General features: G+C 42.1%; 35 protein-coding genes and 1 pseudogene. All 36 read right to left on the reverse strand.

Annotated elements, in window-relative coordinates; genetic code table 11:
• Positions 1-42 precede the first annotated feature (42 nt).
• Positions 43-405, reverse strand: coding sequence for a 50S ribosomal protein L17 (gene rplQ, locus AOQ70_RS06200; RefSeq protein ID WP_059375253.1), 363 nt, complete (start codon positions 403-405; stop codon positions 43-45).
• A gap of 75 nt (positions 406-480) precedes the next feature.
• Positions 481-1,425 carry a DNA-directed RNA polymerase subunit alpha gene (locus AOQ70_RS06205; protein WP_003217009.1) on the reverse strand — a complete coding sequence of 315 codons (945 nt, stop codon included), beginning with the start codon at positions 1,423-1,425 and terminating at the stop codon, positions 481-483.
• 175 nt (positions 1,426-1,600) lie between these two features.
• Positions 1,601-1,996, reverse strand: a complete 396-nt coding sequence (gene rpsK / locus AOQ70_RS06210; RefSeq protein ID WP_003217231.1) for a 30S ribosomal protein S11 — start codon at positions 1,994-1,996, stop codon at positions 1,601-1,603.
• A 20-nt stretch (positions 1,997-2,016) separates the two neighbouring features.
• On the reverse strand, positions 2,017-2,382 hold the full coding sequence (gene rpsM / locus AOQ70_RS06215; protein ID WP_003217023.1) for a 30S ribosomal protein S13: 366 nt from the start codon (positions 2,380-2,382) through the stop codon (positions 2,017-2,019).
• 21 nt (positions 2,383-2,403) lie between these two features.
• A complete protein-coding gene (rpmJ, locus tag AOQ70_RS06220) occupies positions 2,404-2,517 on the reverse strand; it encodes a 50S ribosomal protein L36 (protein WP_003156543.1) in 114 nt (37 codons plus the stop codon).
• Between the two features lie 31 nt (positions 2,518-2,548).
• Complete coding sequence (infA, locus tag AOQ70_RS06225; protein ID WP_003217190.1) at positions 2,549-2,767, reverse strand: translation initiation factor IF-1; 219 nt, start codon at positions 2,765-2,767, stop codon at positions 2,549-2,551.
• Positions 2,745-3,051, reverse strand: a pseudogene (locus AOQ70_RS19895) (KOW domain-containing RNA-binding protein). Before AOQ70_RS19895 ends, infA begins: the two are co-directional and overlap by 23 nt.
• A gap of 27 nt (positions 3,052-3,078) precedes the next feature.
• Complete coding sequence (gene map, locus AOQ70_RS06230) at positions 3,079-3,825, reverse strand: type I methionyl aminopeptidase (protein ID WP_003217210.1); 747 nt, start codon at positions 3,823-3,825, stop codon at positions 3,079-3,081.
• Positions 3,822-4,475 (reverse strand): adenylate kinase, encoded by a 654-nt coding sequence (locus tag AOQ70_RS06235; RefSeq protein WP_024425604.1) that lies wholly within the window; start codon positions 4,473-4,475, stop codon positions 3,822-3,824. Before AOQ70_RS06235 ends, map begins: the two co-directional genes overlap by 4 nt.
• A 55-nt stretch (positions 4,476-4,530) precedes the next feature.
• Entirely contained in the window at positions 4,531-5,823 is a 1,293-nt protein-coding gene (secY, locus tag AOQ70_RS06240) for a preprotein translocase subunit SecY (RefSeq protein ID WP_007496334.1), read from the reverse strand.
• Between the two features lies 1 nt (position 5,824).
• Positions 5,825-6,265, reverse strand: coding sequence for a 50S ribosomal protein L15 (gene rplO / locus AOQ70_RS06245; protein ID WP_003216888.1), 441 nt, complete (start codon positions 6,263-6,265; stop codon positions 5,825-5,827).
• A gap of 30 nt (positions 6,266-6,295) precedes the next feature.
• Positions 6,296-6,478, reverse strand: a complete 183-nt coding sequence (gene rpmD, locus AOQ70_RS06250; protein ID WP_003217067.1) for a 50S ribosomal protein L30 — start codon at positions 6,476-6,478, stop codon at positions 6,296-6,298.
• A 13-nt stretch (positions 6,479-6,491) separates the two neighbouring features.
• On the reverse strand, positions 6,492-6,992 hold the full coding sequence (gene rpsE, locus AOQ70_RS06255) for a 30S ribosomal protein S5 (protein WP_007496332.1): 501 nt from the start codon (positions 6,990-6,992) through the stop codon (positions 6,492-6,494).
• Positions 6,993-7,016: 24 nt separating this feature from the next.
• Positions 7,017-7,379 carry a 50S ribosomal protein L18 gene (gene rplR / locus AOQ70_RS06260; RefSeq protein WP_008356544.1) on the reverse strand — a complete coding sequence of 121 codons (363 nt, stop codon included), beginning with the start codon at positions 7,377-7,379 and terminating at the stop codon, positions 7,017-7,019.
• 32 nt (positions 7,380-7,411) lie between these two features.
• Positions 7,412-7,948: a 50S ribosomal protein L6 gene (gene rplF, locus AOQ70_RS06265; protein ID WP_008345395.1), complete on the reverse strand. Its 537-nt coding sequence runs from the start codon at positions 7,946-7,948 to the stop codon at positions 7,412-7,414.
• 31 nt (positions 7,949-7,979) lie between these two features.
• The gene (gene rpsH, locus AOQ70_RS06270; protein ID WP_007496327.1) at positions 7,980-8,378 is read right to left on the reverse strand and encodes a 30S ribosomal protein S8; all 399 of its coding nucleotides are present in this window, start codon (positions 8,376-8,378) and stop codon (positions 7,980-7,982) included.
• Between the two features lie 31 nt (positions 8,379-8,409).
• Entirely contained in the window at positions 8,410-8,595 is a 186-nt protein-coding gene (gene rpsN, locus AOQ70_RS06275; protein ID WP_008356542.1) for a 30S ribosomal protein S14, read from the reverse strand.
• Between the two features lie 22 nt (positions 8,596-8,617).
• Positions 8,618-9,157 carry a 50S ribosomal protein L5 gene (gene rplE / locus AOQ70_RS06280; RefSeq protein ID WP_024425600.1) on the reverse strand — a complete coding sequence of 180 codons (540 nt, stop codon included), beginning with the start codon at positions 9,155-9,157 and terminating at the stop codon, positions 8,618-8,620.
• A gap of 25 nt (positions 9,158-9,182) precedes the next feature.
• Positions 9,183-9,494: a 50S ribosomal protein L24 gene (gene rplX / locus AOQ70_RS06285; protein WP_008356538.1), complete on the reverse strand. Its 312-nt coding sequence runs from the start codon at positions 9,492-9,494 to the stop codon at positions 9,183-9,185.
• A gap of 35 nt (positions 9,495-9,529) precedes the next feature.
• A complete protein-coding gene (rplN, locus tag AOQ70_RS06290) occupies positions 9,530-9,898 on the reverse strand; it encodes a 50S ribosomal protein L14 (protein WP_003216882.1) in 369 nt (122 codons plus the stop codon).
• 39 nt (positions 9,899-9,937) lie between these two features.
• Positions 9,938-10,201: a 30S ribosomal protein S17 gene (gene rpsQ / locus AOQ70_RS06295; RefSeq protein WP_003216906.1), complete on the reverse strand. Its 264-nt coding sequence runs from the start codon at positions 10,199-10,201 to the stop codon at positions 9,938-9,940.
• A gap of 25 nt (positions 10,202-10,226) precedes the next feature.
• Positions 10,227-10,427: a 50S ribosomal protein L29 gene (gene rpmC, locus AOQ70_RS06300; protein ID WP_003217155.1), complete on the reverse strand. Its 201-nt coding sequence runs from the start codon at positions 10,425-10,427 to the stop codon at positions 10,227-10,229.
• Positions 10,417-10,851 carry a 50S ribosomal protein L16 gene (gene rplP / locus AOQ70_RS06305; protein ID WP_003156478.1) on the reverse strand — a complete coding sequence of 145 codons (435 nt, stop codon included), beginning with the start codon at positions 10,849-10,851 and terminating at the stop codon, positions 10,417-10,419. The genes rpmC and rplP overlap by 11 nt, the downstream gene beginning before the upstream one ends.
• Before the next feature lies 1 nt (position 10,852).
• Entirely contained in the window at positions 10,853-11,509 is a 657-nt protein-coding gene (rpsC, locus tag AOQ70_RS06310) for a 30S ribosomal protein S3 (RefSeq protein WP_003217241.1), read from the reverse strand.
• Between the two features lie 3 nt (positions 11,510-11,512).
• Positions 11,513-11,854 carry a 50S ribosomal protein L22 gene (gene rplV, locus AOQ70_RS06315; RefSeq protein WP_007496316.1) on the reverse strand — a complete coding sequence of 114 codons (342 nt, stop codon included), beginning with the start codon at positions 11,852-11,854 and terminating at the stop codon, positions 11,513-11,515.
• A 17-nt stretch (positions 11,855-11,871) separates the two neighbouring features.
• The gene (gene rpsS, locus AOQ70_RS06320) at positions 11,872-12,150 is read right to left on the reverse strand and encodes a 30S ribosomal protein S19 (RefSeq protein WP_003216920.1); all 279 of its coding nucleotides are present in this window, start codon (positions 12,148-12,150) and stop codon (positions 11,872-11,874) included.
• Positions 12,151-12,207: 57 nt separating this feature from the next.
• On the reverse strand, positions 12,208-13,041 hold the full coding sequence (gene rplB, locus AOQ70_RS06325; protein WP_024425599.1) for a 50S ribosomal protein L2: 834 nt from the start codon (positions 13,039-13,041) through the stop codon (positions 12,208-12,210).
• A gap of 28 nt (positions 13,042-13,069) precedes the next feature.
• Positions 13,070-13,357, reverse strand: coding sequence for a 50S ribosomal protein L23 (gene rplW / locus AOQ70_RS06330; protein ID WP_003217016.1), 288 nt, complete (start codon positions 13,355-13,357; stop codon positions 13,070-13,072).
• Positions 13,357-13,980, reverse strand: a complete 624-nt coding sequence (rplD, locus tag AOQ70_RS06335) for a 50S ribosomal protein L4 (protein WP_007496312.1) — start codon at positions 13,978-13,980, stop codon at positions 13,357-13,359. The genes rplW and rplD overlap by 1 nt, the downstream gene beginning before the upstream one ends.
• Before the next feature lie 27 nt (positions 13,981-14,007).
• Positions 14,008-14,637 (reverse strand): 50S ribosomal protein L3, encoded by a 630-nt coding sequence (gene rplC, locus AOQ70_RS06340; RefSeq protein WP_024425597.1) that lies wholly within the window; start codon positions 14,635-14,637, stop codon positions 14,008-14,010.
• A gap of 37 nt (positions 14,638-14,674) precedes the next feature.
• Positions 14,675-14,983, reverse strand: a complete 309-nt coding sequence (gene rpsJ / locus AOQ70_RS06345) for a 30S ribosomal protein S10 (RefSeq protein ID WP_059375256.1) — start codon at positions 14,981-14,983, stop codon at positions 14,675-14,677.
• A gap of 218 nt (positions 14,984-15,201) precedes the next feature.
• Positions 15,202-16,161, reverse strand: coding sequence for an alpha/beta fold hydrolase (locus tag AOQ70_RS06350; protein ID WP_059375258.1), 960 nt, complete (start codon positions 16,159-16,161; stop codon positions 15,202-15,204).
• A gap of 110 nt (positions 16,162-16,271) precedes the next feature.
• A complete protein-coding gene (gene tuf / locus AOQ70_RS06355; RefSeq protein WP_034283892.1) occupies positions 16,272-17,462 on the reverse strand; it encodes an elongation factor Tu in 1,191 nt (396 codons plus the stop codon).
• A gap of 118 nt (positions 17,463-17,580) precedes the next feature.
• Complete coding sequence (fusA, locus tag AOQ70_RS06360) at positions 17,581-19,659, reverse strand: elongation factor G (RefSeq protein WP_048240166.1); 2,079 nt, start codon at positions 19,657-19,659, stop codon at positions 17,581-17,583.
• A gap of 54 nt (positions 19,660-19,713) precedes the next feature.
• On the reverse strand, positions 19,714-20,184 hold the full coding sequence (gene rpsG / locus AOQ70_RS06365; RefSeq protein WP_003216884.1) for a 30S ribosomal protein S7: 471 nt from the start codon (positions 20,182-20,184) through the stop codon (positions 19,714-19,716).
• A gap of 121 nt (positions 20,185-20,305) precedes the next feature.
• The gene (gene rpsL / locus AOQ70_RS06370) at positions 20,306-20,725 is read right to left on the reverse strand and encodes a 30S ribosomal protein S12 (RefSeq protein WP_059375261.1); all 420 of its coding nucleotides are present in this window, start codon (positions 20,723-20,725) and stop codon (positions 20,306-20,308) included.
• Positions 20,726-20,784: the final 59 nt, after the last annotated feature.

A 20,784-nucleotide genomic window follows, 5' to 3' on the forward strand; every position in this document is an offset into this window, starting at 1 on the left:
GTTATGAACTGTCCCGCCCTTTCTTAGATACACGATATGTGATTAAACTAATTCAATGACAGCCATTGGTGCGCCATCGCCGCGACGAGGTCCAAGCTTCATGATACGAGTGTATCCACCTTGGCGATCTTCGTAGCGAGTTGCAACGTCAGCGAATAATTTTTGAAGTGCATCTTGGTTTGTTTCAGCGTTAGCTACTTCATTACGAATGTAAGCTGCAGCTTGACGGCGAGCATGAAGATCTCCGCGTTTGCCAAGAGTGATCATTTTTTCAACTACAGAGCGAAGTTCTTTCGCACGTGTTTCAGTTGTTTCGATGCGTTCGTTGATGATCAAATCAGTCGTTAGGTCACGAAGCATTGCTTTACGTTGTGCACTAGTGAGTCCTAGCTTTCTGTATGCCATGTGATGTCCCCTCCTTAATTAGAGATGCTGTATGAATAAAAAACACACGAAAATCCTAGTTCACAATGAAACTAGTCAATCGTCTTTACGAAGACCCAGTCCAAGTTCTTCTAGTTTCGCTTTCACTTCTTCAAGAGATTTACGTCCAAGGTTACGAACTTTCATCATATCCTCTTCTGTCTTGTTAGCAAGCTCTTGAACAGTGTTAATACCCGCACGCTTCAAACAGTTGTAAGAACGAACAGAAAGATCAAGCTCTTCAATTGTCATTTCAAGCACTTTTTCTTTTTGGTCTTCTTCTTTCTCAACCATGATTTCAGCATGCTGAGCTTCGTCAGTTAACCCAACGAAAATATTCAGGTGTTCAGTTAAAATCTTAGAACCTAGAGCGATCGCTTCTTTCGGTCCTGTGCTTCCATCAGTCCATACATCTAGTGTTAATTTATCATAGTTTGTGATTTGCCCAACACGGGTGTTCTCCACTTGATAAGTCACACGAGATACAGGTGTATAGATTGAGTCGATCGGAATCACACCGATTGGCTGATCGTCTCTTTTGTTTGCATCAGCAGGATTATACCCGCGACCTCTTTGTGCAGTTAAGCGAACACGGAAGCTCGCATTCTTGCCAAGAGTTGCGATGTGAAGATCTGGATTTAAGATTTCAATATCGCTGTCGTGTGTAATATCAGCAGCTGTTACAGTACCTTCATCTTGTACATCAATTTCAAGCGTCTTCTCTTCTTCAGAGTAGATTTTGAGTGCAAGCTTTTTAATGTTTAAGATAATCGTTGTAACATCTTCAACCACGCCTTCGATCGTTGAGAATTCGTGTAAGACACCATCTATCTGGATCGATGTTACAGCTGCACCAGGAAGTGAGGATAAAAGGATACGACGAAGGGAGTTCCCTAAAGTGGTACCATATCCACGCTCAAGTGGCTCTACGACAAACTTGCCATACTTGGCATCGTCGCTGATTTCAACCGTTTCGATTTTTGGTTTTTCAATTTCGATCATCTAATAAAACCCTCCTTCAAAACGTCGAAACCTCGAATAGAATCATATGAGATTCCATCCGAAATTCCTCATTGTTTAGTCCCGTATGTGCTCAGGCAACGAGTCGTGTATTCGTCTCATAAATAACTGTATCATAACCCATTATTGACAGGGACACAAAATCTATACAAACAAATTACACGCGGCGACGTTTTGGTGGACGGCATCCGTTATGAGGAACTGGAGTTACGTCTCTAATTGCAGTAACTTCAAGACCAGCAGCTTGAAGCGCACGAATTGCAGCTTCACGACCAGAACCAGGACCTTTAACAGTTACTTCAAGTGTTTTAAGACCATGTTCGATAGAACCTTTAGCAGCAGTTTCAGCAGCCATTTGTGCAGCGAAAGGAGTAGATTTACGAGAACCTCTGAATCCTAATGCACCAGCACTTGACCAAGAAATTGCGTTTCCATGAACATCAGTAATCGTTACAATCGTGTTGTTGAAAGTGGAACGAATATGAGCAATTCCAGCTTCAATATTCTTTTTCACGCGACGTTTACGCGTATTTTGTTTACGAGCAGCAGCCATTCTTTAACTACCTCCTTTACTTATTTTTTCTTGTTAGCTACAGTACGACGCGGACCTTTACGAGTACGCGCGTTGTTTTTTGTGTTTTGTCCACGAACAGGAAGTCCTCTACGATGACGGATTCCGCGGTAGCTTCCGATTTCAATTAGACGCTTAATGTTAAGTGAAACTTCACGACGAAGGTCACCTTCTACTTTAAGTTTGTCAATGATATCACGGATTTTACCAAGTTCGTCTTCAGTTAGATCGCGAACGCGAGTGTCTTCAGAAACACCTGCTTCTTTAAGGACTTGTTGCGCAGTCGTACGACCAATTCCAAAAACATATGTTAAAGAAATGACAACACGCTTATCACGTGGAATATCTACACCAGCAATACGAGCCATGATTTGGGCACCTCCTTGTTATTAGCCTTGTTTTTGTTTATGTTTTGGGTTTTCACAGATCACCATTACTTTTCCTTTTCTGCGAATCACTTTACATTTTTCACAGATAGGTTTAACAGATGGTCTCACTTTCATGTGTTTCCAACCTCCTTCTTCCGGAGTTGCTTTATTTGTAACGGTACGTAATTCTACCACGAGTTAAGTCATATGGAGATAATTCTACCGTAACTTTGTCTCCAGGTAAAATGCGAATGAAGTGCATACGGATTTTTCCTGATACATGAGCCAAAACTGTATGACCATTCTCTAGTTCAACTTTGAACATTGCGTTTGGCAAAGTTTCTGCTACAGTACCTTCCACTTCAATTACATCGTCTTTCGCCATTCAAGTGTTCTCCCTTCTTCAAATCAGTAACTTGCTCTCTGACAAATGTACAAATGAGAATCTCTCAATTGTTCATCTATCACCCGACCTGTTTTGAATATACTGTTCTGAACTTCCGGAGATACGCAATCATAAAAGGTTATATGATTGATATTTTTTCTTAGGAGAATGAAATTTACGCTTTTCTCCGTCTGCGATTAGTACATGGCAGCCAACGAACATGCCGATGACACCTGTATACTGATCTTGTTCTTTCTTTGGACTATACAGACAACCTGCCCGATTTGGGCCTGAAAGGCTTCAGTGAAGACCTAAATCTTAGTCAGTATATCAAAACCTGTATCTGTAATCGCAATCGTATGCTCAAAGTGAGCACACTTTTTCCCATCAACCGTTACAACCGTCCAGTTATCAGCCAATGTTTTCACATATCGGCTGCCTGCGTTCACCATCGGTTCGATGGCCAACACCATCCCAGGTTTTAGCCGTGGGCCTTTGTTGGGCGGACCATAATGAGGAATTTGAGGGTCCTCATGAAGATCCTGTCCGACCCCATGTCCAACATATTCTCTAACAACTGAAAAATTCTCATTTTCAACATACGTTTGTATGGCATGGGAAATGTTCGACAGACGTTCGCCTGGCTTTGCTTCCTGTAAGCCTTTATATAGAGATTCCTCTGTGACTTCCAGTAGTTTGCGGTCTTCATCACTGATTACCCCAACTGGATAAGTCCAAGCAGAGTCACCATGATAGCCATTTAACTTTGCGCCAATATCGATACTAATGATGTCACCATCACGTAAAACCCGTTTACCAGGAATACCGTGAACGAGTTCTTCATTCACCGAAACGCAAATGCTCCCGCGAAAACCATTATACCCTTTAAAAGATGGGATTGCACCCTGCTTTGTAATAAAACGTTCGGCAATTTGATCCAATTCTTTTGTCGAAATACCTGGTTTTATGTGTTTCTTCAGCTCTTCATGAGTCAGTGCGACAATACGTCCAGCTTCTCTCATAATCTCAAGCTCGCGAGGAGTTTTACAGATAATCATTTATTTAATCCTCCAAGCAGGTCCTTGATATCTGCATATACATCGTTAATGTGCTTCGCACCATCAATGTTTGCAAGATATCCTTTTTCTGAATAGAAGTTCAGTAAAGGTTCAGTCTGCTTTAAGTTCACTTCAAGTCTAGTCGAAACGGTTTCTGCATTATCATCTGCACGTTGATAAAGCTCGCCTCCACACTTGTCACAAACATTTTCTTTCGCAGGTGGATTAAATACTAAATGATATGTTGCTCCGCAATTTTTGCAAATTCTTCGGCCAGTCAGACGCTCCATCAAAGCATCTTTATCGACTTTAATATTAATGACATAATCAATCGTTCTGCCAAGGTCCTTTAGAATTTCTTCTAAAGCTTCAGCCTGAGCGACTGTTCGCGGAAATCCGTCCAGAAGAAAACCTTGTTCACAATCATTTTTGCCAAGTCTTTCTCTAACAATACCGATTGTGACCTCATCAGGAACAAGCTCTCCTTTATCGATAAAGGATTTTGCTTCGAGCCCAAGTTGTGTCTCCTCTTTCATAGCAGCGCGGAACATATCTCCTGTTGAGATATGAGGGATCCCATAATCATCAACAATTCGTTCTGCCTGAGTGCCTTTACCAGCACCCGGAAGCCCCATTAAGACTAAGTTCATTTCGGATTTCCCCTTCCTTACTTAGAGAGGTTGGGCAGCTGCCCAGCCCTCTGTTTTATTTCATAAATCCACGGTAATTTCGTTTCACTAATTGGCTTTCAAGCTGTTTCATTGTTTCAAGTGCAACACCTACAACAATGAGAAGACTTGTGCCGCCAATTTGTGCAGCGGAAGGTAATCCAGCGAATTGAATGAAAAAGATAGGAAGTATTGAAATCACGGCTAAGAAAATGGCGCCCACAAACGTGAGTCGGTACAAAATGCTCGTAATTCTATCTTGAGTCATTTTCCCTGGACGAACTCCCGGGATATAGCCACCCTGCTTTTGCAGATTTTCAGCCATTTGTTCAGGATTGACTTGGACAAAGGCATAAAAATATGTGAAAGCAACAATCAGTGCTACATAAATCGTCATACCGATTGGCTTAGTATAGTCAAAGTTGTTGGTTATCCAAGTTGTCACATTATTGGTTCCGAAGAACGATGCGATCGTCTGCGGAGTAATAATGAAAGAAACGGCAAAGATGACTGGAATCACCCCTGCTGGATTCACTTTCAATGGAAGGTGCGTTGCTTGACTAGCAGACATTTGTGCACGACCAGTACCTTTTGAATATTGAATTGCAATCTTTCTCACTGCCATTTGAATGTAAATAACACCGATAACAATGACAAGAATGGCAATTACAATAAGGGCAATTTTAAGGATTTGCATGAACAGCTGTCCATCTCCACCTACAAATTGTTGAGCGTACACTTGTTTTAATGTTTGAGGGATACCAGCGATGATACCGGCAAAGATAATAATCGAAATACCGTTACCAACACCGTGAGCAGTAATCTGCTCGCCCAGCCACATTAAAAATGCTGTTCCCGCAGTGAGTACGACCGCAATTAAGAGATACGTTGATACACCAGGGTTTTCAATCAGCATGCCTCCTGCCATATTGTTGAATCCATATGACATTCCTAACGCCTGGATAAATCCTAGAACAATTGTAAAATACCTTGTGAATTGTGCTAATTTTCGGCGGCCAACCTCTCCTTGCTTTGACCACTCAGTAAACTTCGGAACAACATCCATCTGCAAGAGCTGAATGATGATCGAAGCAGTGATATACGGCATAATCCCCATTGCAAGAATGGAGAATTGGAAAAGTGCCCCGCCCCCAAACGTGTTGAGGATTCCGAAAACGCTCATTTGATCCTGTGCCTGGAGAACTTCGGCGTTCACATTAGGCACAGGGATGAAAGCACCTATACGAAAGACGACTAACATTAAAAGTGTGAATATAATCTTATTCCGTATATCTTTCACGCGCATAAAATTGGAGATTGTCTTAAACAAGTTAGATCACCTCGGCTGTACCGCCAGCAGCTTCAATCGCTTCTTTCGCAGAAGCAGAGAATTTATTGGCTTTTACAGTTAATTTTTTTTCTAATTTACCGTTGCCAAGAATTTTTACTCCTGCTTTTAACTTGCTTATTGCACCAGTCTCTAGAAGAAGTTCAGGAGTTACTTCCGTTCCTTCGTCAAAACTGTTTAATCTGTCTAAGTTGATTACCGCGTAATCTTTACGGTTGATGTTTGTAAAACCACGTTTTGGAAGGCGTTGGAATAAAGGCATCTGACCACCTTCGAAACCAGGGCGTACACCGCCGCCAGAACGAGCGTTTTGACCTTTATGACCTTTACCAGAAGTTTTACCGTTACCTGATCCAATACCACGACCAACACGGTTGCGTACTTTACGTGAACCTTCTGAAGGCTTCAATTCATGAAGTTTCATTTGGGCACCTCCTTATCGATTAAAAATGTTTTATTGTTCTTTAACAGAAACTAAATGAGACACCTTGTTAATCATGCCGCGGATCGCTGCATTGTCTTCATGTACGACTGTTTGGTTTGTTTTCTTAAGACCAAGAGTACGAACAGTGACACGCTGATCTTCAGGGCGACCGATAACACTGCGTTTGAGGGTAATTTCTAATTTATTTGCCATTATTGTTCCCTCCTTATCCTAACAGGTCTTCTACAGATTTTCCACGAAGCTTCGCTACATCTTCAGCACGTTTAAGCTCACTTAAACCTTGAAGTGTTGCGCGGATCATGTTGATCGGTGTATTAGAACCTAGAGATTTAGAAAGGATATCAGCTAGACCAGCAAGCTCAAGTACCGCACGCACTGGGCCTCCAGCGATAACTCCTGTACCTTCTGAAGCAGGCTTCAATAGAACGTTTCCTGCACCGAATCGACCGATGATTTCATGTGGAATTGTAGTTCCAACCATTGGTACTTCAATTAAATTCTTTTTCGCATCTTCAACAGCTTTGCGGATCGCTTCTGGTACTTCTTGTGCTTTACCAGTACCGAAACCTACATGACCGTTTTTGTCACCGACAACAACTAAAGCTGCAAAACGGAAACGACGTCCACCTTTAACAACTTTCGCTACGCGGTTAACCGTAACTAAGCGTTCTTCTAACTCTAATTTGCTTGGGTCAATACGACTCATTCGGATGTGTCCCTCCTTCTTTTATTAAAATTTAAGTCCAGCCTCACGAGCAGCTTCAGCTAGAGCTTTTACACGTCCATGATATAGGTATCCTCCGCGGTCAAATACCACGTTAGAGATTCCTTTTTCAACAGCACGTTTTGCAACAAGTTCGCCAACTTTCGTAGCAGCTGCAGTGTCAGAACTATTCTCGATCTTTAACTCTTTATCAAGAGTAGAAGCACTTACAAGTGTTACACCGTTAACATCATCAATTACTTGAGCGTAGATATTCTTGTTAGAACGGAAAACGTTAAGGCGAGGTCTTTCAGCAGTACCTGAAAGTTTCGCACGAACACGAGCATGTCTTTTAAGACGAGTAGCGTTTTTGCTAGTTTTCGTAATCATCCGAGTCACTCCTTTCTTCACTTTAAGCGATCTTACTTACCAGTTTTTCCTTCTTTACGGCGAACGAATTCACCTTCGTAACGAATTCCTTTACCTTTGTAAGGCTCTGGAGCACGGACAGCGCGGATGTTAGAAGCTAGAGCTCCTACACGCTCTTTATCGATACCTTTAACGATTACTTTCGTTTGAGATGGAACTTCTACTTCAACTCCAGCCTCAGGAACGATTTCAACTGGGTGAGAGTATCCAACGTTAAGAACAAGTTTGTTTCCAGATTTAGCTGCACGGTAACCGACACCGATAAGTTCTAAACCTCTTTCGAAACCTTTAGATACACCTTCAACCATGTTAGCAATCAAGCTACGTGTTGTACCATGTAATGCACGGTGTTCTTTATTTTCAGACGGACGGCTTACAGTTAAGACGTTGTCCTCAATTTTAATTTCCATATCAGGGTGAAATGCACGAGTTAGTTCACCTTTTGGTCCCTTTACTGTCACTGTGTTATCGTTGTTTGTCACAGTTACTCCTGAAGGGATCTCGATTAGTTTTTTACCTATACGAGACATACCAAGCACCTCCATTCATCTTAAACTTTTTTTACCATACGTAAGCAAGTACTTCTCCACCAGCTTGTTTAGCACGGGCTTCTTTGTCCGATAAAACACCTTGTGATGTTGAAATAATTGCGATTCCAAGTCCGTTAAGTACACGTGGTACTTCATTTGATTTCGCATATACGCGTAAACCAGGTTTACTGATTCTTTTAAGACCAGTGATAACACGTTCGTTGTTTTGGCCGTATTTAAGGAACAAACGGATAATTCCTTGTTTGCTGTCTTCGACGTACTCAACGTCACGGATAAAACCTTCACGCTTTAAGATTTCAGCAATTTCTCTTTTGATTTTTGAAGCCGGTACTTCTAGCTTCTCATGACGTACCATGTTCGCATTGCGAATACGAGTCAGCAAATCTGCAATCGGATCTGTCATAACCATTATTTAATAACCTCCTTCCCATTTATGGGGATTACCAGCTGGCTTTTTTAACGCCAGGAATTTGTCCTTTATATGCAAGTTCGCGGAAACAAATACGGCAAAGTTTAAACTTACGAATAACTGAATGTGGACGTCCACAACGTTCGCAGCGCGTATACTCTTGAACTTTAAACTTTTGTTTGCGTTGTTGTTTCGCAATCATAGACTTTTTAGCCACGATTTCGCCTCCCTTTCATTGATTATTTCTGGAACGGCATACCTACTTGAGTTAATAACTCACGTGCTTCTTCGTCCGTATTGGCAGTAGTAACGATAACGATATCCATACCGCGGACCTTTGTTACTTTATCGTAATCAATTTCTGGGAAGATTAACTGTTCTTTAATACCAAGCGTGTAGTTTCCACGACCGTCGAAAGATTTCTTAGAAATCCCGCGGAAGTCACGTACACGTGGTAAAGACACAGAAATAAGTTTATCAAGGAAATCATACATGCGCTCTCCGCGAAGTGTTACTTTCGCACCGATTGGCATTCCTTCACGTAGACGGAATCCAGCAATAGACTTCTTCGCACGAGTAACGACAGGTTTTTGACCAGCGATAAACGTTAATTCTTCAACAGCAGTATCGATTGCTTTAGCGTTTTGAACGGCGTCACCAACACCCATGTTGATCACGATTTTTTCGATTTTTGGCACTTGCATTACTGAAGTGTATTCAAACTTAGAAACTAATGCAGGTGTAATTTCTTTTACATACTTTTCTTTAAGGCGGTTCATGAGAAAGACCTCCCTTCCTTATTTACTATTTATCTAGAACTTGCCCAGATTTTTTCGCTACACGGACTTTCTTTCCGTCCTCAACTTTATACCCAACACGTGTCACTTCACCCGTTTTAGGATCAAGCGGCATTACGTTTGATACGTGGATCGGCGCTTCTTGTTCAGAAATCCCGCCTTGAGGGTTAGCTTGGGTTGGTTTAGAGTGTTTTTTCACAAGGTTAATACCTTCTACTAAAACACGTTCCTTTTTAGGGAAAGCAGCAAGGATGACACCTTGTTTACCTTTATCTTTACCAGAGATAACCACTACTTTATCGCCCTTTTTAACATGCATTTAATCGCACCTCCTTGAGTCGCGGATTGTATTCATTAAAGTACTTCTGGTGCTAGAGAAACAATTTTCATATAGTTGTTTTCACGAAGTTCACGTGCTACTGGTCCGAAGATACGAGTTCCACGTGGGCTCTTGTCGTCACGGATGATGACACAAGCATTTTCGTCGAAACTGATGTAAGATCCATCGTTTCTGCGAGCTCCGCTCTTAGTACGAACGATAACTGCTTTCACAACTTCACCTTTTTTGACAACGCCTCCAGGTGTTGCTTGTTTAACCGTACAAACAATGACATCACCGATGTTAGCCGTTTTACGTCCAGAGCCACCAAGAACTTTAATCGTTAGTACTTCGCGTGCGCCAGAGTTGTCAGCTACTTTTAAACGAGTCTCCTGTTGAATCATTAATGTTACCTCCTTTCGGAAAAAGAAATCCGAACTTTATTAGATAATAACGGCTTCTTCGACAACTTCAACTAGACGAAAGCGTTTAGTCGCAGATAAAGGACGAGTTTCCATGACCTTTACGATGTCTCCGATTTTTGCTTGGTTGTTTTCATCATGTGCTTTGAACTTTTTAGAGTATCTTACACGTTTGCCATAAAGTGAATGCTTTTTGTATGTTTCAACTACAACAGTGATGGTTTTATCCATTTTGTCAGAAACAACACGACCTTGATACACTTTACGTTGGTTACGTTCGCTCATGTTTGCGGGGCCTCCCCTCTAATTATTATTTATTAGCAGCGATTTCTCTTTGACGAATCACAGTTTTCATGCGTGCGATTGATTTACGCACTTCACGAATGCGAGCAGTATTTTCAAGCTGCCCAGTCGCTAATTGGAAACGAAGATTGAAAAGTTCTTCTTTAAGAGACTTTACTTTTTGTTCAATTTCAGCAGTGGTAAGGTCACGAATTTCATTAGCTTTCATTTGATTCACCACCAATTTCTTCACGTTTTACGAACTTCGTTTTAATTGGCAATTTGTGAGATGCAAGACGAAGAGCTTCACGAGCCACTTCTTCAGACACACCAGAAATTTCAAATAAAACTTTGCCCGGTTTTACTACAGCTACCCATCCTTCTGGAGCACCTTTACCGGAACCCATGCGGACCTCTAGAGGTTTAGCTGTGTATGGCTTAGAAGGGAAAATTTTAATCCAAACTTTACCGCCACGTTTCATGTAACGAGTCATAGCAATACGAGCAGCTTCGATTTGACGGTTTGTGATCCAAGAAGCTTCAAGAGCTTGGATACCGTACTCACCGAAATGTACTTCAGTACCGCCTTTTGCACGACCACGCATTTTTCCACGATGTTCTCTGCGATACTTCACGCGTTTTGGCAATAACATATTATTTTCCTCCTTCCGCAGTATTCTTCTTAGTTGGAAGGACTTCTCCACGATAGATCCATACTTTTACGCCAAGCTTACCATAAGTAGTATCAGCTTCAGCAGTAGCATAGTCGATGTCAGCACGAAGTGTGTGCAATGGAACAGTACCTTCACTGTAATATTCAGAACGAGCAATATCTGCACCGCCAAGACGACCAGAAACCATTGTTTTGATTCCTTGTGCTCCAGCACGCATTGTGCGTTGGATTGTTTGTTTTTGTGCACGACGGAATGAAATACGGTTTTCAAGTTGACGAGCGATGTTTTCAGCAACTAGCTGAGCATCAAGATCTGCTCTCTTGATTTCAAGAATGTTGATGTGTACACGTTTGCCAGTTAGGCTGTTAAGAGCTTTACGAAGTGCTTCAACTTCAGATCCGCCTTTACCAATTACCATACCTGGTTTAGCCGTGTGGATTGTGATATTTACGCGGTTTGCAGCACGTTCGATTTCTACTTTAGAAACAGACGCGTCAGACAAACGCTTGCTGATGAATTCACGGATTTTCAAGTCTTCATGTAAGAAGTCAGCGTAATCTTTTCCTGCGAACCATTTAGATTCCCAATCACGAATGACGCCAATACGAAGACCTACTGGATTTACCTTTTGACCCACGGATTATCCCTCCTTCTTTTCTGATACAACGATTGTAATGTGGCTAGTACGTTTGTTAATTGCGCTCGCACGACCCATAGCACGTGGACGGAATCTCTTAAGTGTTGGACCTTCGTCAACGAATGCTTGAGTAATCACTAGGCTGTTAGCGTCCAACTCGTAGTTGTGCTCAGCGTTTGCGATAGCAGATTTTAATACTTTTTCAATAATTGGTGAAGCAGCCTTAGGTGTAAGGTTTAAGATAGAAACTGCTTCTCCTACTTGCTTACCTCGGATCAGGTCCATTACTAGACGTGCTTTACGAGGAGCAATACGGACTGTTCTTGCGACAGCTTTAGCTTGCATTTAAAAGCCTCCTCTCATTAGCGTCTTGTTTTTTTATCGTCACTAGCATGACCTTTGTAAGTACGGCTTGGTGCGAATTCGCCCAATTTGTGACCTACCATATCTTCAGAAATGAAAACAGGTACATGTTTGCGTCCGTCATAGACAGCGATTGTGTGACCGATGAATTGTGGGAAAATTGTAGAACGACGAGACCAAGTTTTTACGACTTGCTTTTTGTCAGTTTCATTCAATTTCTCGACTTTAGCCATCAAATGATCATCAACAAATGGTCCTTTTTTTAAGCTGCGAGCCATTGTGGAACCTCCCTTCGTGATTGAACTACGGTCCTAAATGAACCGTAGACAACCCCGTTACTTGTTTTTACGACGACGTACAATGAATTTATCAGACTTGTTGGTTTTCTTACGAGTCTTGAATCCAAGAGTCGGTTTACCCCATGGAGACATTGGTGATTTACGTCCGATTGGAGCGCGTCCTTCACCACCACCGTGTGGGTGATCGTTAGGGTTCATTACAGAACCACGAACTGTTGGGCGTACGCCTTTCCAGCGAGAACGTCCAGCTTTACCGATGTTAATTAATTCGTGTTGCTCGTTTCCAACTTGACCGATAGTCGCACGGCAAGCAGAAAGAATCATGCGAACTTCTCCTGAGTTCAAACGTACAAGAACGTATTTACCTTCTTTACCTAGAACTTGAGCAGAAGTACCAGCAGAACGAACTAATTGTCCACCTTTACCTGGTTTTAATTCAATGTTATGCACAACTGTACCAACTGGGATGTTGATAAGTGGAAGAGCATTACCTGGTTTGATGTCAGCTTCTGGTCCAGAAGTAACTTCAGTACCAACTTGGATTCCTTTCGGAGCAAGAATGTAACGTTTCTCACCATCTGCATAGTTTACAAGAGCGATGTTCGCTGAACGGTTTGGATCATACTCGATTGTAGCAACGCGTCCAGGTATACCGTCTTTATCACGCTTAAAGTCGATGATACGGTATTGACGTTTGTGACCGCCACCTTGATGACGAACAGTCAATCTACCTTGGTTGTTACGTCCGCCTTTTTTGTGTAGCGGTGCAAGCAACGATTTTTCTGGTTTGTCAGTCGTGATTTCAGCAAAATCTGAAGTAGTCATGCCACGACGACCATTACTGGTTGGTTTATACTTTTTAATCGCCATTTTGAATTTCCCTCCTTCTTTTTAAGATTTACGCTTCAAAAATTTCGATTTCTTTGCTGTCAGCAGTTAATTTCACGATCGCTTTTCTGCGACGGCTAGTCATACCAGTGTAGCGTCCAACGCGTTTTGATTTTCCTTTGTAGTTTTGAACGTTGACTTTCTCAACTTTCACTCCAAAGATTTCTTCAACAGCGTCTTTCACTTCTGTTTTGTTAGCTCTGACATCAACTTCGAACGTGTACTTCTTCTCTGTCATTAGATCAGCAGAACGTTCAGTAATGATAGGGCGCTTTAGAACATCACGAGGATCTTTCATTATGCAAGTCCCTCCTCTACTTTTTCAACCGCTGCTTTAGTGATCAGAAGTTTGTCGTGGTTGACAACGTCAAGAACGTTGATACCGTTAGCTTCAACAACTGTTACTCCAGGGATGTTACGAGCAGATAAAGCAACTGTTTCGTTTGCATCCGCAGTGACGATCAACGCTTTCTTCTCAACAGATAATCCTTTAAGGATGCCTGCGAATTCTTTCGTTTTCACTGCATCAAGAGTCAGATCTTCAAGAACGATGATGTTGTTGTCGATTACTTTAGAAGACAATACTGACTTGATAGCCAAGCGGCGAACTTTTTTAGGTAATTTATAAGAATAGCTGCGTGGTGTTGGACCGAATACGATACCGCCTCCGCGCCATTGTGGTGAACGGATAGAACCTTGACGAGCACGACCTGTACCCTTCTGTCTCCAAGGCTTACGACCTCCGCCACGTACTTCAGAACGAGTTTTTACTTTGTGAGTTCCTTGACGTAAGGAAGCTCTTTGCATAAGAATAGCATCGAATACTACGCTTTCGTTTGGCTCAATTCCAAACACAGAAGCGTTTAATTCGATTTCACCGTTAGTAGAACCGTTTTGGTTAAATAATGCTACTTTTGGCATGACTTGTTTCCTCCTTTCCTAAGAGAGTTATTTAGATTTAACTGCACTCTTTACAGTTACTAGAGATTTTTTAGCTCCTGGTACGTTTCCTTTGATCAATAGAAGATTGCGTTCTGCATCAACTTTAACGATCTCAAGGTTTTGGACAGTGATTTGCTCTCCGCCCATACGACCTGGAAGAAGTTTACCTTTGAATACACGGTTTGGATCAACAGGTCCCATTGAACCAGGACGACGGTGGTAACGTGAACCGTGAGTCATTGGTCCGCGTGATTGTCCGTGGCGTTTGATAGCCCCTTGGAATCCTTTACCTTTTGATGTTCCTGTTACATCTACGATATCTCCATTTGCGAAAATATCAACTTTGACTTCCTGACCAACTTCATACGCATCTAACTCCGCACCGCGTAATTCTTTTACGAAGCGCTTAGGAGCAGTTTCCGCTTTAGCAACGTGGCCTTTCTCTGGTTTGTTAGAAAGCTTTTCACGTTTGTCATCAAAACCGATTTGGATTGCTTCATAGCCATCCGTGTCAACAGTCTTCTTTTGAAGAACAACGTTAGCAGCAGCCTCAACAACAGTTACAGGGATAAGATCACCGTTTTCTGCGAATACTTGCGTCATACCAATTTTTCTACCTAAGATTCCTTTGGTCATTAGTCACACCTCCTATAATATGTGTTTTCTATTTGAATTAAAGTTTGATTTCGATATCTACACCAGATGGTAAATCTAAACGCATAAGTGCATCAACTGTTTGTGGAGTTGGATTCACGATGTCGATTAGACGTTTGTGAGTACGCATCTCGAATTGCTCACGAGAATCTTTGTACTTATGCACCGCACGAAGGATTGTGTAAACTGATTTTTCAGTTGGAAGCGGAGTGTGACCAGATACACTAGCACCAGAACGCTTAGCCGTTTCAACAATCTTCTCAGCAGATTGATCAAGAATTCTATGATCATATGCTTTTAAACGAATACGAATTTTTTGTTTTGCCATTATTTTCCCTCCTTTTCGCCTACTTACGTTAGACAGTTCTCCGTGAGAAAAACCTGATCACCTCGCCATGGCAAAGCGGCCGGGTGTGTCAGCAACCTCTCACTTCATCGCAGTCAAAGACCAACATGCACTATTGTACCAAATTGGCCTGCGTGTTGCAATAATAAATCGGATAAATTTATGATTTGCACACTTTTCATATTATACAGGGATTCAGCCTATAAATCAAGCTTTCCCTGAAGATGATGTATAGCAGTCTTTCTGATGATACGTATAAATTCATCTGGCTCCTCGATGTGCGGGGAATGGGCAGAGTCTTTAAAGGTAAACCATTCTTTGATGGGTGCTTTTAATTGATCAACATATGGTTTTGATACAGCAGCTGGGGTAATCATGTCGTGATCGCCAATGAGAAAGTAGCACGGTATTAATATAGTAGAAACTCGGTATTGAATACTCTCATTCATGAGCTGATTCCATAGCTTGTCTTGACTAAACTTCTGCCCTTTCATGAACTTCCATTTATCTTTCAGCTGATATTGCTTACTAAAAAGAAACCCTTTTAGCATTTGAAAAACCGGCTTCCATCTATGCGTGAGACCTACGCTTGCAAACTCTTTATATAGAGAGAACAAGGCATGAGCTGATGTCCGTTTCCAAGGAGGCGGCGTCAGTAATCGCAGACACCCAGTAAACAGCCAATTACGATGGTATTTCTTCATAAGAAGGTCGTACGATACGATATCTTCCTTTAACACGTCTACTACCTGACTAATCCCGTAATAAGCATGATAAAGATCTGGACGCTTATGTACTGCTTGTATGGCAATTAATGATCCCCACGAGTATCCTGCGATATACAATTTTGAGTGACCTAGATATGATAGGAGCTTCTCAGTCAGTTCAATCGTGTCTTCTATAAATTGCTTAATGGTCATCGATGCATCGGGAAGATTCTCTTGATAGGAAAGTCCTGCGCCTCGCTGATCCCAATGGACAACTGTAAAGTCCTGATCAAGCTCCTCGTGAAAGGAATCAATATAACTGATTTGAGCTGAGCCGGGCCCGCCGTGTAAAAATAAGAGTATAGGCTTTGTTTCACTCGTCTCATCTTCTTTCATCATAATCCATTGGTCAATCCCGCCGATCAACCATTTTTTTAAATATGTCTTTGCCATTCCAGCGATCCTCTCGGTTCCATTTAGATTCTATAGCTTATAGTAGCCGTTCTGATCTGGAAAAGCAAAAAAAGAGACCCTTTTGCAAGGAGTCTCTTTTGTATGTTTAATTACTTAATGATAGTTGAAACGACACCAGAACCTACAGTACGTCCACCCTCACGGATAGAGAAACGAGTTCCTTCTTCGATAGCGATAGTAGAGATAAGTTCAACTTCCATCTCAGTGTTATCGCCAGGCATTACCATTTCAGTACCTTCTGGAAGATGTACGATACCAGTTACGTCAGTTGTACGGAAGTAGAACTGCGGACGGTAGTTAGCGAAGAATGGAGTATGACGTCCACCCTCTTCTTTAGAAAGCACATAAACTTCAGCTTTGAAACGGCTGTGTGGAGTGATTGTACCTGGTTTAGCAAGTACTTGACCACGTTGGATATCTTCACGAGATACACCACGAAGTAGTGCACCGATGTTGTCACCAGCTTCAGCATAGTCAAGAAGTTTACGGAACATTTCAACACCTGTAACAGTTGTTTTACCGTTCTCTTCTTGAAGACCGATGATTTCAACTTCGTCACCGACTTTAACTTGTCCACGCTCAACACGACCAGTAGCAACTGTTCCACGACCAGTGATTGAGAATACGTCCTCAACTGGCATCATGAATGGCTTCTCAGTGTCACGCTCTGGAGTTGGGATGTACTCATCAACCGCATCCATAAGTTCAAAGATTTTTGCTTCGTAATCAGCATCTCCTTCAAGAGCTTTAAGAGCAGAACCTTTGATAACTGGTACATCGTCACCAGGGAAGTCATAGTCAGAAAGAAGGTCACGAACTTCCATTTCAACAAGTTCAAGTAACTCTTCATCGTCAACCATGTCACATTTGTTAAGGAATACTACGATGTAAGGTACACCTACGTTACGAGAAAGTAGGATGTGCTCACGTGTTTGTGGCATTGGACCGTCAGCAGCAGATACTACTAAGATCGCGCCGTCCATTTGAGCAGCACCAGTGATCATGTTTTTAACATAGTCAGCGTGTCCTGGGCAGTCTACGTGTGCATAGTGACGAGTTTCAGTTTCATACTCAACGTGTGCAGTTGAGATTGTGATTCCACGCTCGCGCTCTTCTGGAGCACCATCGATTTGGTCATAAGCCATAGCTGTACCTTTACCAGATTTCTTATGAAGAACTGTTGAGATAGCAGCAGTTAGAGTTGTTTTACCATGGTCAACGTGTCCAATTGTACCAATGTTAGCATGCGATTTGGAACGGTCGAATTTTTCTTTAGCCATTCTAAAAATCCTCCTTAAAGGTTCATTGTATTTGGTATAGAGTGATAGAAAGTGAAGAGTTACCTCTCACTTTCTGATCTTCAATAGTAGTTATACTTTAGTTTAAAGGCAAAATCAATTATTCACCTTTATTTTTTTTGATGATTTCTTCACTGATGCTCTTAGGCACTTCTTCGTAGTGATCCATGTGCATAGTGAAAGTACCGCGTCCTTGTGTGTTAGAACGGAGTGCAGTTGCATATCCGAACATTTCAGAAAGTGGAACCATAGCGCGAACAACTTGAGCGTTACCGCGAGCTTCCATACCTTCTACACGTCCACGACGAGATGTGATATCACCCATGATGTCTCCCATGTATTCTTCAGGGATAACAACTTCCACTTTCATCATTGGCTCAAGTAGAACTGGGTTACATTTGCTGACAGCATTTTTCAATGCCATAGATGCAGCAATTTTGAACGCCATTTCGTTCGAGTCAACATCGTGGTAAGATCCATCAAATAATTTTGCTTTGATGTCGATTAATGGGAATCCAGCTAATACACCATTTTCAAGTGAGTCTTCAAGACCTGCTTGAATTGCTGGGATGTATTCACGTGGAACAACCCCACCGACGATTGCATTTTCAAATTCAAAGCCTGCGCCTTCTTCGTTTGGTTCGAATTCGATCCAAACGTGTCCGAACTGACCGCGTCCACCAGACTGACGTACGAATTTACCTTCAACTTTTGCACCAGAACGGAATGTTTCACGGTACGCAACTTGAGGAGCACCTACGTTAGCTTCAACCTTGAACTCACGCTTCATACGGTCAACAATGATATCAAGGTGAAGCTCACCCATACCAGAGATGATCGTTTGACCAGTTTCAGGGTTTGTTTGTGTACGGAATGTTGGATCCTCTTCAGCTAGTTTAGCTAAAGCGATACCCATTTTATCTTGGTCAGCCTTTGATTTAGGCTCGATAGCTACATCGATAACTGGCTCTGGGAATTCCATAGACTCAAGGATAACAAGATCTTTCTCGTCACAAAGAGTGTCACCAGTAGATGTATCTTTAAGACCTACAGCTGCTGCGATATCCCCTGCGTATACAGTAGAGATTTCTTCACGGCTGTTTGCGTGCATTTGAAGGATACGTCCAACACGTTCACGCTTGTTCTTAGAAGAGTTCTTCACGTATGAACCAGAATCAAGTGTTCCAGAGTATACGCGGAAGAAAGTTAGTTTCCCAACATAAGGGTCAGTCATAACTTTAAATGCAAGAGCTGCGAATGGTGCGTCATCAGTAGACTCACGAACAACCTCTTCATTTGAATCTGGCAGGATACCTTTGATTGCAGCAACATCAGTTGGTGCAGGAAGGTAGTCAAGCACAGCGTCAAGTACAAGCTGAACACCTTTGTTTTTGAAAGCAGATCCAACAAGAACTGGGTAGAATTCAACATTCAATGTTCCTTTACGGATTGCAGCTTTCAATTCAGGAATTGTGATTTCTTCACCCTCAAGGTATTTTTCCATAAGCTCTTCATCAAGCTCAGCGACAGCTTCAATTAGGCTGCTGCGAAGCTCTTCAGCTTTGTCTTTATACTCTGCAGGGATTTCTTGTGCATCAGAGCGAGTTCCAAGGTCATCTTCGTAGAAGTATGCTACGTTTTCTACAAGGTCGATGATTCCTTCGAATTGATCTTCAGCGCCGATCGGCAATTGAATTGCATGAGCGTTCGCTTGAAGACGATCTCTTAATGTGCTTACAGAGTAAAGGAAGTCCGCACCGGTTTTATCCATTTTGTTAACGAATACGATACGAGGTACTCCGTAAGTTGTTGCTTGGCGCCAAACTGTTTCAGTTTGTGGCTCTACACCTGATTGTGCATCAAGGACAGCAACCGCACCATCAAGTACACGTAAAGAACGTTCAACTTCAACAGTGAAGTCTACGTGTCCTGGTGTATCGATGATGTTTACACGGTAACCTTTCCATTGTGCTGTAGTAGCAGCAGAAGTGATTGTAATACCACGTTCTTGCTCCTGCTCCATCCAGTCCATTTGTGAAGCTCCTTCGTGAGTTTCACCAATTTTATGGATACGACCAGTGTAGTACAAGATACGCTCAGTCGTTGTCGTTTTACCGGCATCGATGTGAGCCATGATACCAATATTACGAGTTTTGTCTAAGGAGAACTCTCTTGCCATTGGGTAATTTCTCCTTCCTCATTAGGGAATAGTTTTTTTAGTTTGGTATAAATCCTACCAGCGGTAGTGAGCGAATGCTTTGTTCGCTTCTGCCATTTTGTGTGTGTCTTCACGTTTCTTAACAGCAGCACCAGTGTTGTTAGCTGCGTCAAGGATTTCGTTAGCAAGACGCTCTTCCATCGTTTTTTCTCCACGAAGACGAGCGTAGTTTACTAACCAGCGAAGACCTAAAGTAGTACGACGGTCTGGGCGAACTTCTACAGGAACTTGGTAGTTAGCTCCACCTACACGACGTGCTTTAACTTCAAGAACTGGCATGATGTTTTTCAAGGCTTGTTCGAAAACCTCCATCGCTTCATTACCAGTACGTTCTTTGATGATATCAAATGACTTGTAGAGAATAGTTTGTGACTTTCCTCTTTTACCGTCGATCATCATTTTGTTGATCAAACGAGATACAAGTTTAGAATTGTAAATTGGATCTGGCAATACGTCTCTTTTTGCTACAGGACCTTTACGTGGCATCTGAATAGCCTCCCTTCTCTTTTAAAAGGATTTCTATCTGTCTCTCATCTCAATATCATTGTCAGCTTCCTGACTCCACTGATCTGTTATCAACTTCTAAAAACCCTTATGTTTGTTTATATTATTTGCTTTGTTTAGGGCGTTTTGTTCCGTATTTAGAACGTCCTTGCATACGACCGTCAACTCCGGCAGTATCAAGCGCACCACGAACGATGTGGTAACGTACACCCGGTAAGTCTTTTACACGTCCGCCACGGATAAGTACTACACTGTGCTCTTGTAGGTTATGTCCGATACCAGGAATGTAAGCTGTTACCTCAATCAGGTTAGACAAACGTACACGAGCATATTTACGTAGTGCTGAGTTTGGTTTTTTCGGTGTCATTGTACCGACACGAGTACAAACCCCGCGCTTCTGTGGAGATGTTACGTTAGTGTGCTCTTTTTTGAAACTGTTGTATCCTTTGTTAAGTGCAGGACACTTTGAGTTTTCAACTTTACTCACGCGTCCTTTGCGTATTAGCTGATTAATTTGTAGCATGTTGTTATTCCTCCCTTCATTACTTTTTTATAACCACATACCCAGGTGTTCATCAAAAG

Origin of the sequence: Bacillus sp. AM 13(2015), from assembly GCF_001518755.1 — a bacterium.
Classification (GTDB): Bacteria; Bacillota; Bacilli; order Bacillales; family Bacillaceae; genus Bacillus; species Bacillus safensis.

What these genes read in the sequence shown, in the direction of transcription:
- rplQ (WP_059375253.1), bottom strand. Translation starts at nt 405, where the DNA reads ATGGCATACAGAAAGCTAGGACTCACTAGTGCACAACGTAAAGCAATG.
- AOQ70_RS06205 (WP_003217009.1), bottom strand. Translation starts at nt 1,425, where the DNA reads ATGATCGAAATTGAAAAACCAAAAATCGAAACGGTTGAAATCAGCGAC.
- rpsK (WP_003217231.1), bottom strand. Translation starts at nt 1,996, where the DNA reads ATGGCTGCTGCTCGTAAACAAAATACGCGTAAACGTCGCGTGAAAAAG.
- rpsM (WP_003217023.1), bottom strand. Translation starts at nt 2,382, where the DNA reads ATGGCTCGTATTGCTGGTGTAGATATTCCACGTGATAAGCGTGTTGTC.
- rpmJ (WP_003156543.1), bottom strand. Translation starts at nt 2,517, where the DNA reads ATGAAAGTGAGACCATCTGTTAAACCTATCTGTGAAAAATGTAAAGTG.
- infA (WP_003217190.1), bottom strand. Translation starts at nt 2,767, where the DNA reads ATGGCGAAAGACGATGTAATTGAAGTGGAAGGTACTGTAGCAGAAACT.
- map (WP_003217210.1), bottom strand. Translation starts at nt 3,825, where the DNA reads ATGATTATCTGTAAAACTCCTCGCGAGCTTGAGATTATGAGAGAAGCT.
- AOQ70_RS06235 (WP_024425604.1), bottom strand. Translation starts at nt 4,475, where the DNA reads ATGAACTTAGTCTTAATGGGGCTTCCGGGTGCTGGTAAAGGCACTCAG.
- rplO (WP_003216888.1), bottom strand. Translation starts at nt 6,265, where the DNA reads ATGAAACTTCATGAATTGAAGCCTTCAGAAGGTTCACGTAAAGTACGC.
- rpmD (WP_003217067.1), bottom strand. Translation starts at nt 6,478, where the DNA reads ATGGCAAATAAATTAGAAATTACCCTCAAACGCAGTGTTATCGGTCGC.
- rpsE (WP_007496332.1), bottom strand. Translation starts at nt 6,992, where the DNA reads ATGAGTCGTATTGACCCAAGCAAATTAGAGTTAGAAGAACGCTTAGTT.
- rplR (WP_008356544.1), bottom strand. Translation starts at nt 7,379, where the DNA reads ATGATTACGAAAACTAGCAAAAACGCTACTCGTCTTAAAAGACATGCT.
- rplF (WP_008345395.1), bottom strand. Translation starts at nt 7,948, where the DNA reads ATGTCTCGTATAGGTAAAAAACTAATCGAGATCCCTTCAGGAGTAACT.
- rpsH (WP_007496327.1), bottom strand. Translation starts at nt 8,378, where the DNA reads ATGGTTATGACAGATCCGATTGCAGATTTGCTGACTCGTATTCGCAAT.
- rplE (WP_024425600.1), bottom strand. Translation starts at nt 9,157, where the DNA reads ATGAACCGCCTTAAAGAAAAGTATGTAAAAGAAATTACACCTGCATTA.
- rplX (WP_008356538.1), bottom strand. Translation starts at nt 9,494, where the DNA reads ATGCATGTTAAAAAGGGCGATAAAGTAGTGGTTATCTCTGGTAAAGAT.
- rplN (WP_003216882.1), bottom strand. Translation starts at nt 9,898, where the DNA reads ATGATTCAACAGGAGACTCGTTTAAAAGTAGCTGACAACTCTGGCGCA.
- rpsQ (WP_003216906.1), bottom strand. Translation starts at nt 10,201, where the DNA reads ATGAGCGAACGTAACCAACGTAAAGTGTATCAAGGTCGTGTTGTTTCT.
- rpmC (WP_003217155.1), bottom strand. Translation starts at nt 10,427, where the DNA reads ATGAAAGCTAATGAAATTCGTGACCTTACCACTGCTGAAATTGAACAA.
- rplP (WP_003156478.1), bottom strand. Translation starts at nt 10,851, where the DNA reads ATGTTATTGCCAAAACGCGTGAAGTATCGCAGAGAACATCGTGGAAAA.
- rplV (WP_007496316.1), bottom strand. Translation starts at nt 11,854, where the DNA reads ATGCAAGCTAAAGCTGTCGCAAGAACAGTCCGTATTGCTCCTCGTAAA.
- rpsS (WP_003216920.1), bottom strand. Translation starts at nt 12,150, where the DNA reads ATGGCTCGCAGCTTAAAAAAAGGACCATTTGTTGATGATCATTTGATG.
- rplB (WP_024425599.1), bottom strand. Translation starts at nt 13,041, where the DNA reads ATGGCGATTAAAAAGTATAAACCAACCAGTAATGGTCGTCGTGGCATG.
- rplW (WP_003217016.1), bottom strand. Translation starts at nt 13,357, where the DNA reads ATGAAAGATCCTCGTGATGTTCTAAAGCGCCCTATCATTACTGAACGT.
- rplD (WP_007496312.1), bottom strand. Translation starts at nt 13,980, where the DNA reads ATGCCAAAAGTAGCATTATTTAACCAAAACGGTTCTACTAACGGTGAA.
- rplC (WP_024425597.1), bottom strand. Translation starts at nt 14,637, where the DNA reads ATGACCAAAGGAATCTTAGGTAGAAAAATTGGTATGACGCAAGTATTC.
- rpsJ (WP_059375256.1), bottom strand. Translation starts at nt 14,983, where the DNA reads ATGGCAAAACAAAAAATTCGTATTCGTTTAAAAGCATATGATCATAGA.
- AOQ70_RS06350 (WP_059375258.1), bottom strand. Translation starts at nt 16,161, where the DNA reads ATGGCAAAGACATATTTAAAAAAATGGTTGATCGGCGGGATTGACCAA.
- tuf (WP_034283892.1), bottom strand. Translation starts at nt 17,462, where the DNA reads ATGGCTAAAGAAAAATTCGACCGTTCCAAATCGCATGCTAACATTGGT.
- fusA (WP_048240166.1), bottom strand. Translation starts at nt 19,659, where the DNA reads ATGGCAAGAGAGTTCTCCTTAGACAAAACTCGTAATATTGGTATCATG.
- rpsG (WP_003216884.1), bottom strand. Translation starts at nt 20,184, where the DNA reads ATGCCACGTAAAGGTCCTGTAGCAAAAAGAGACGTATTGCCAGATCCA.
- rpsL (WP_059375261.1), bottom strand. Translation starts at nt 20,725, where the DNA reads ATGCTACAAATTAATCAGCTAATACGCAAAGGACGCGTGAGTAAAGTT.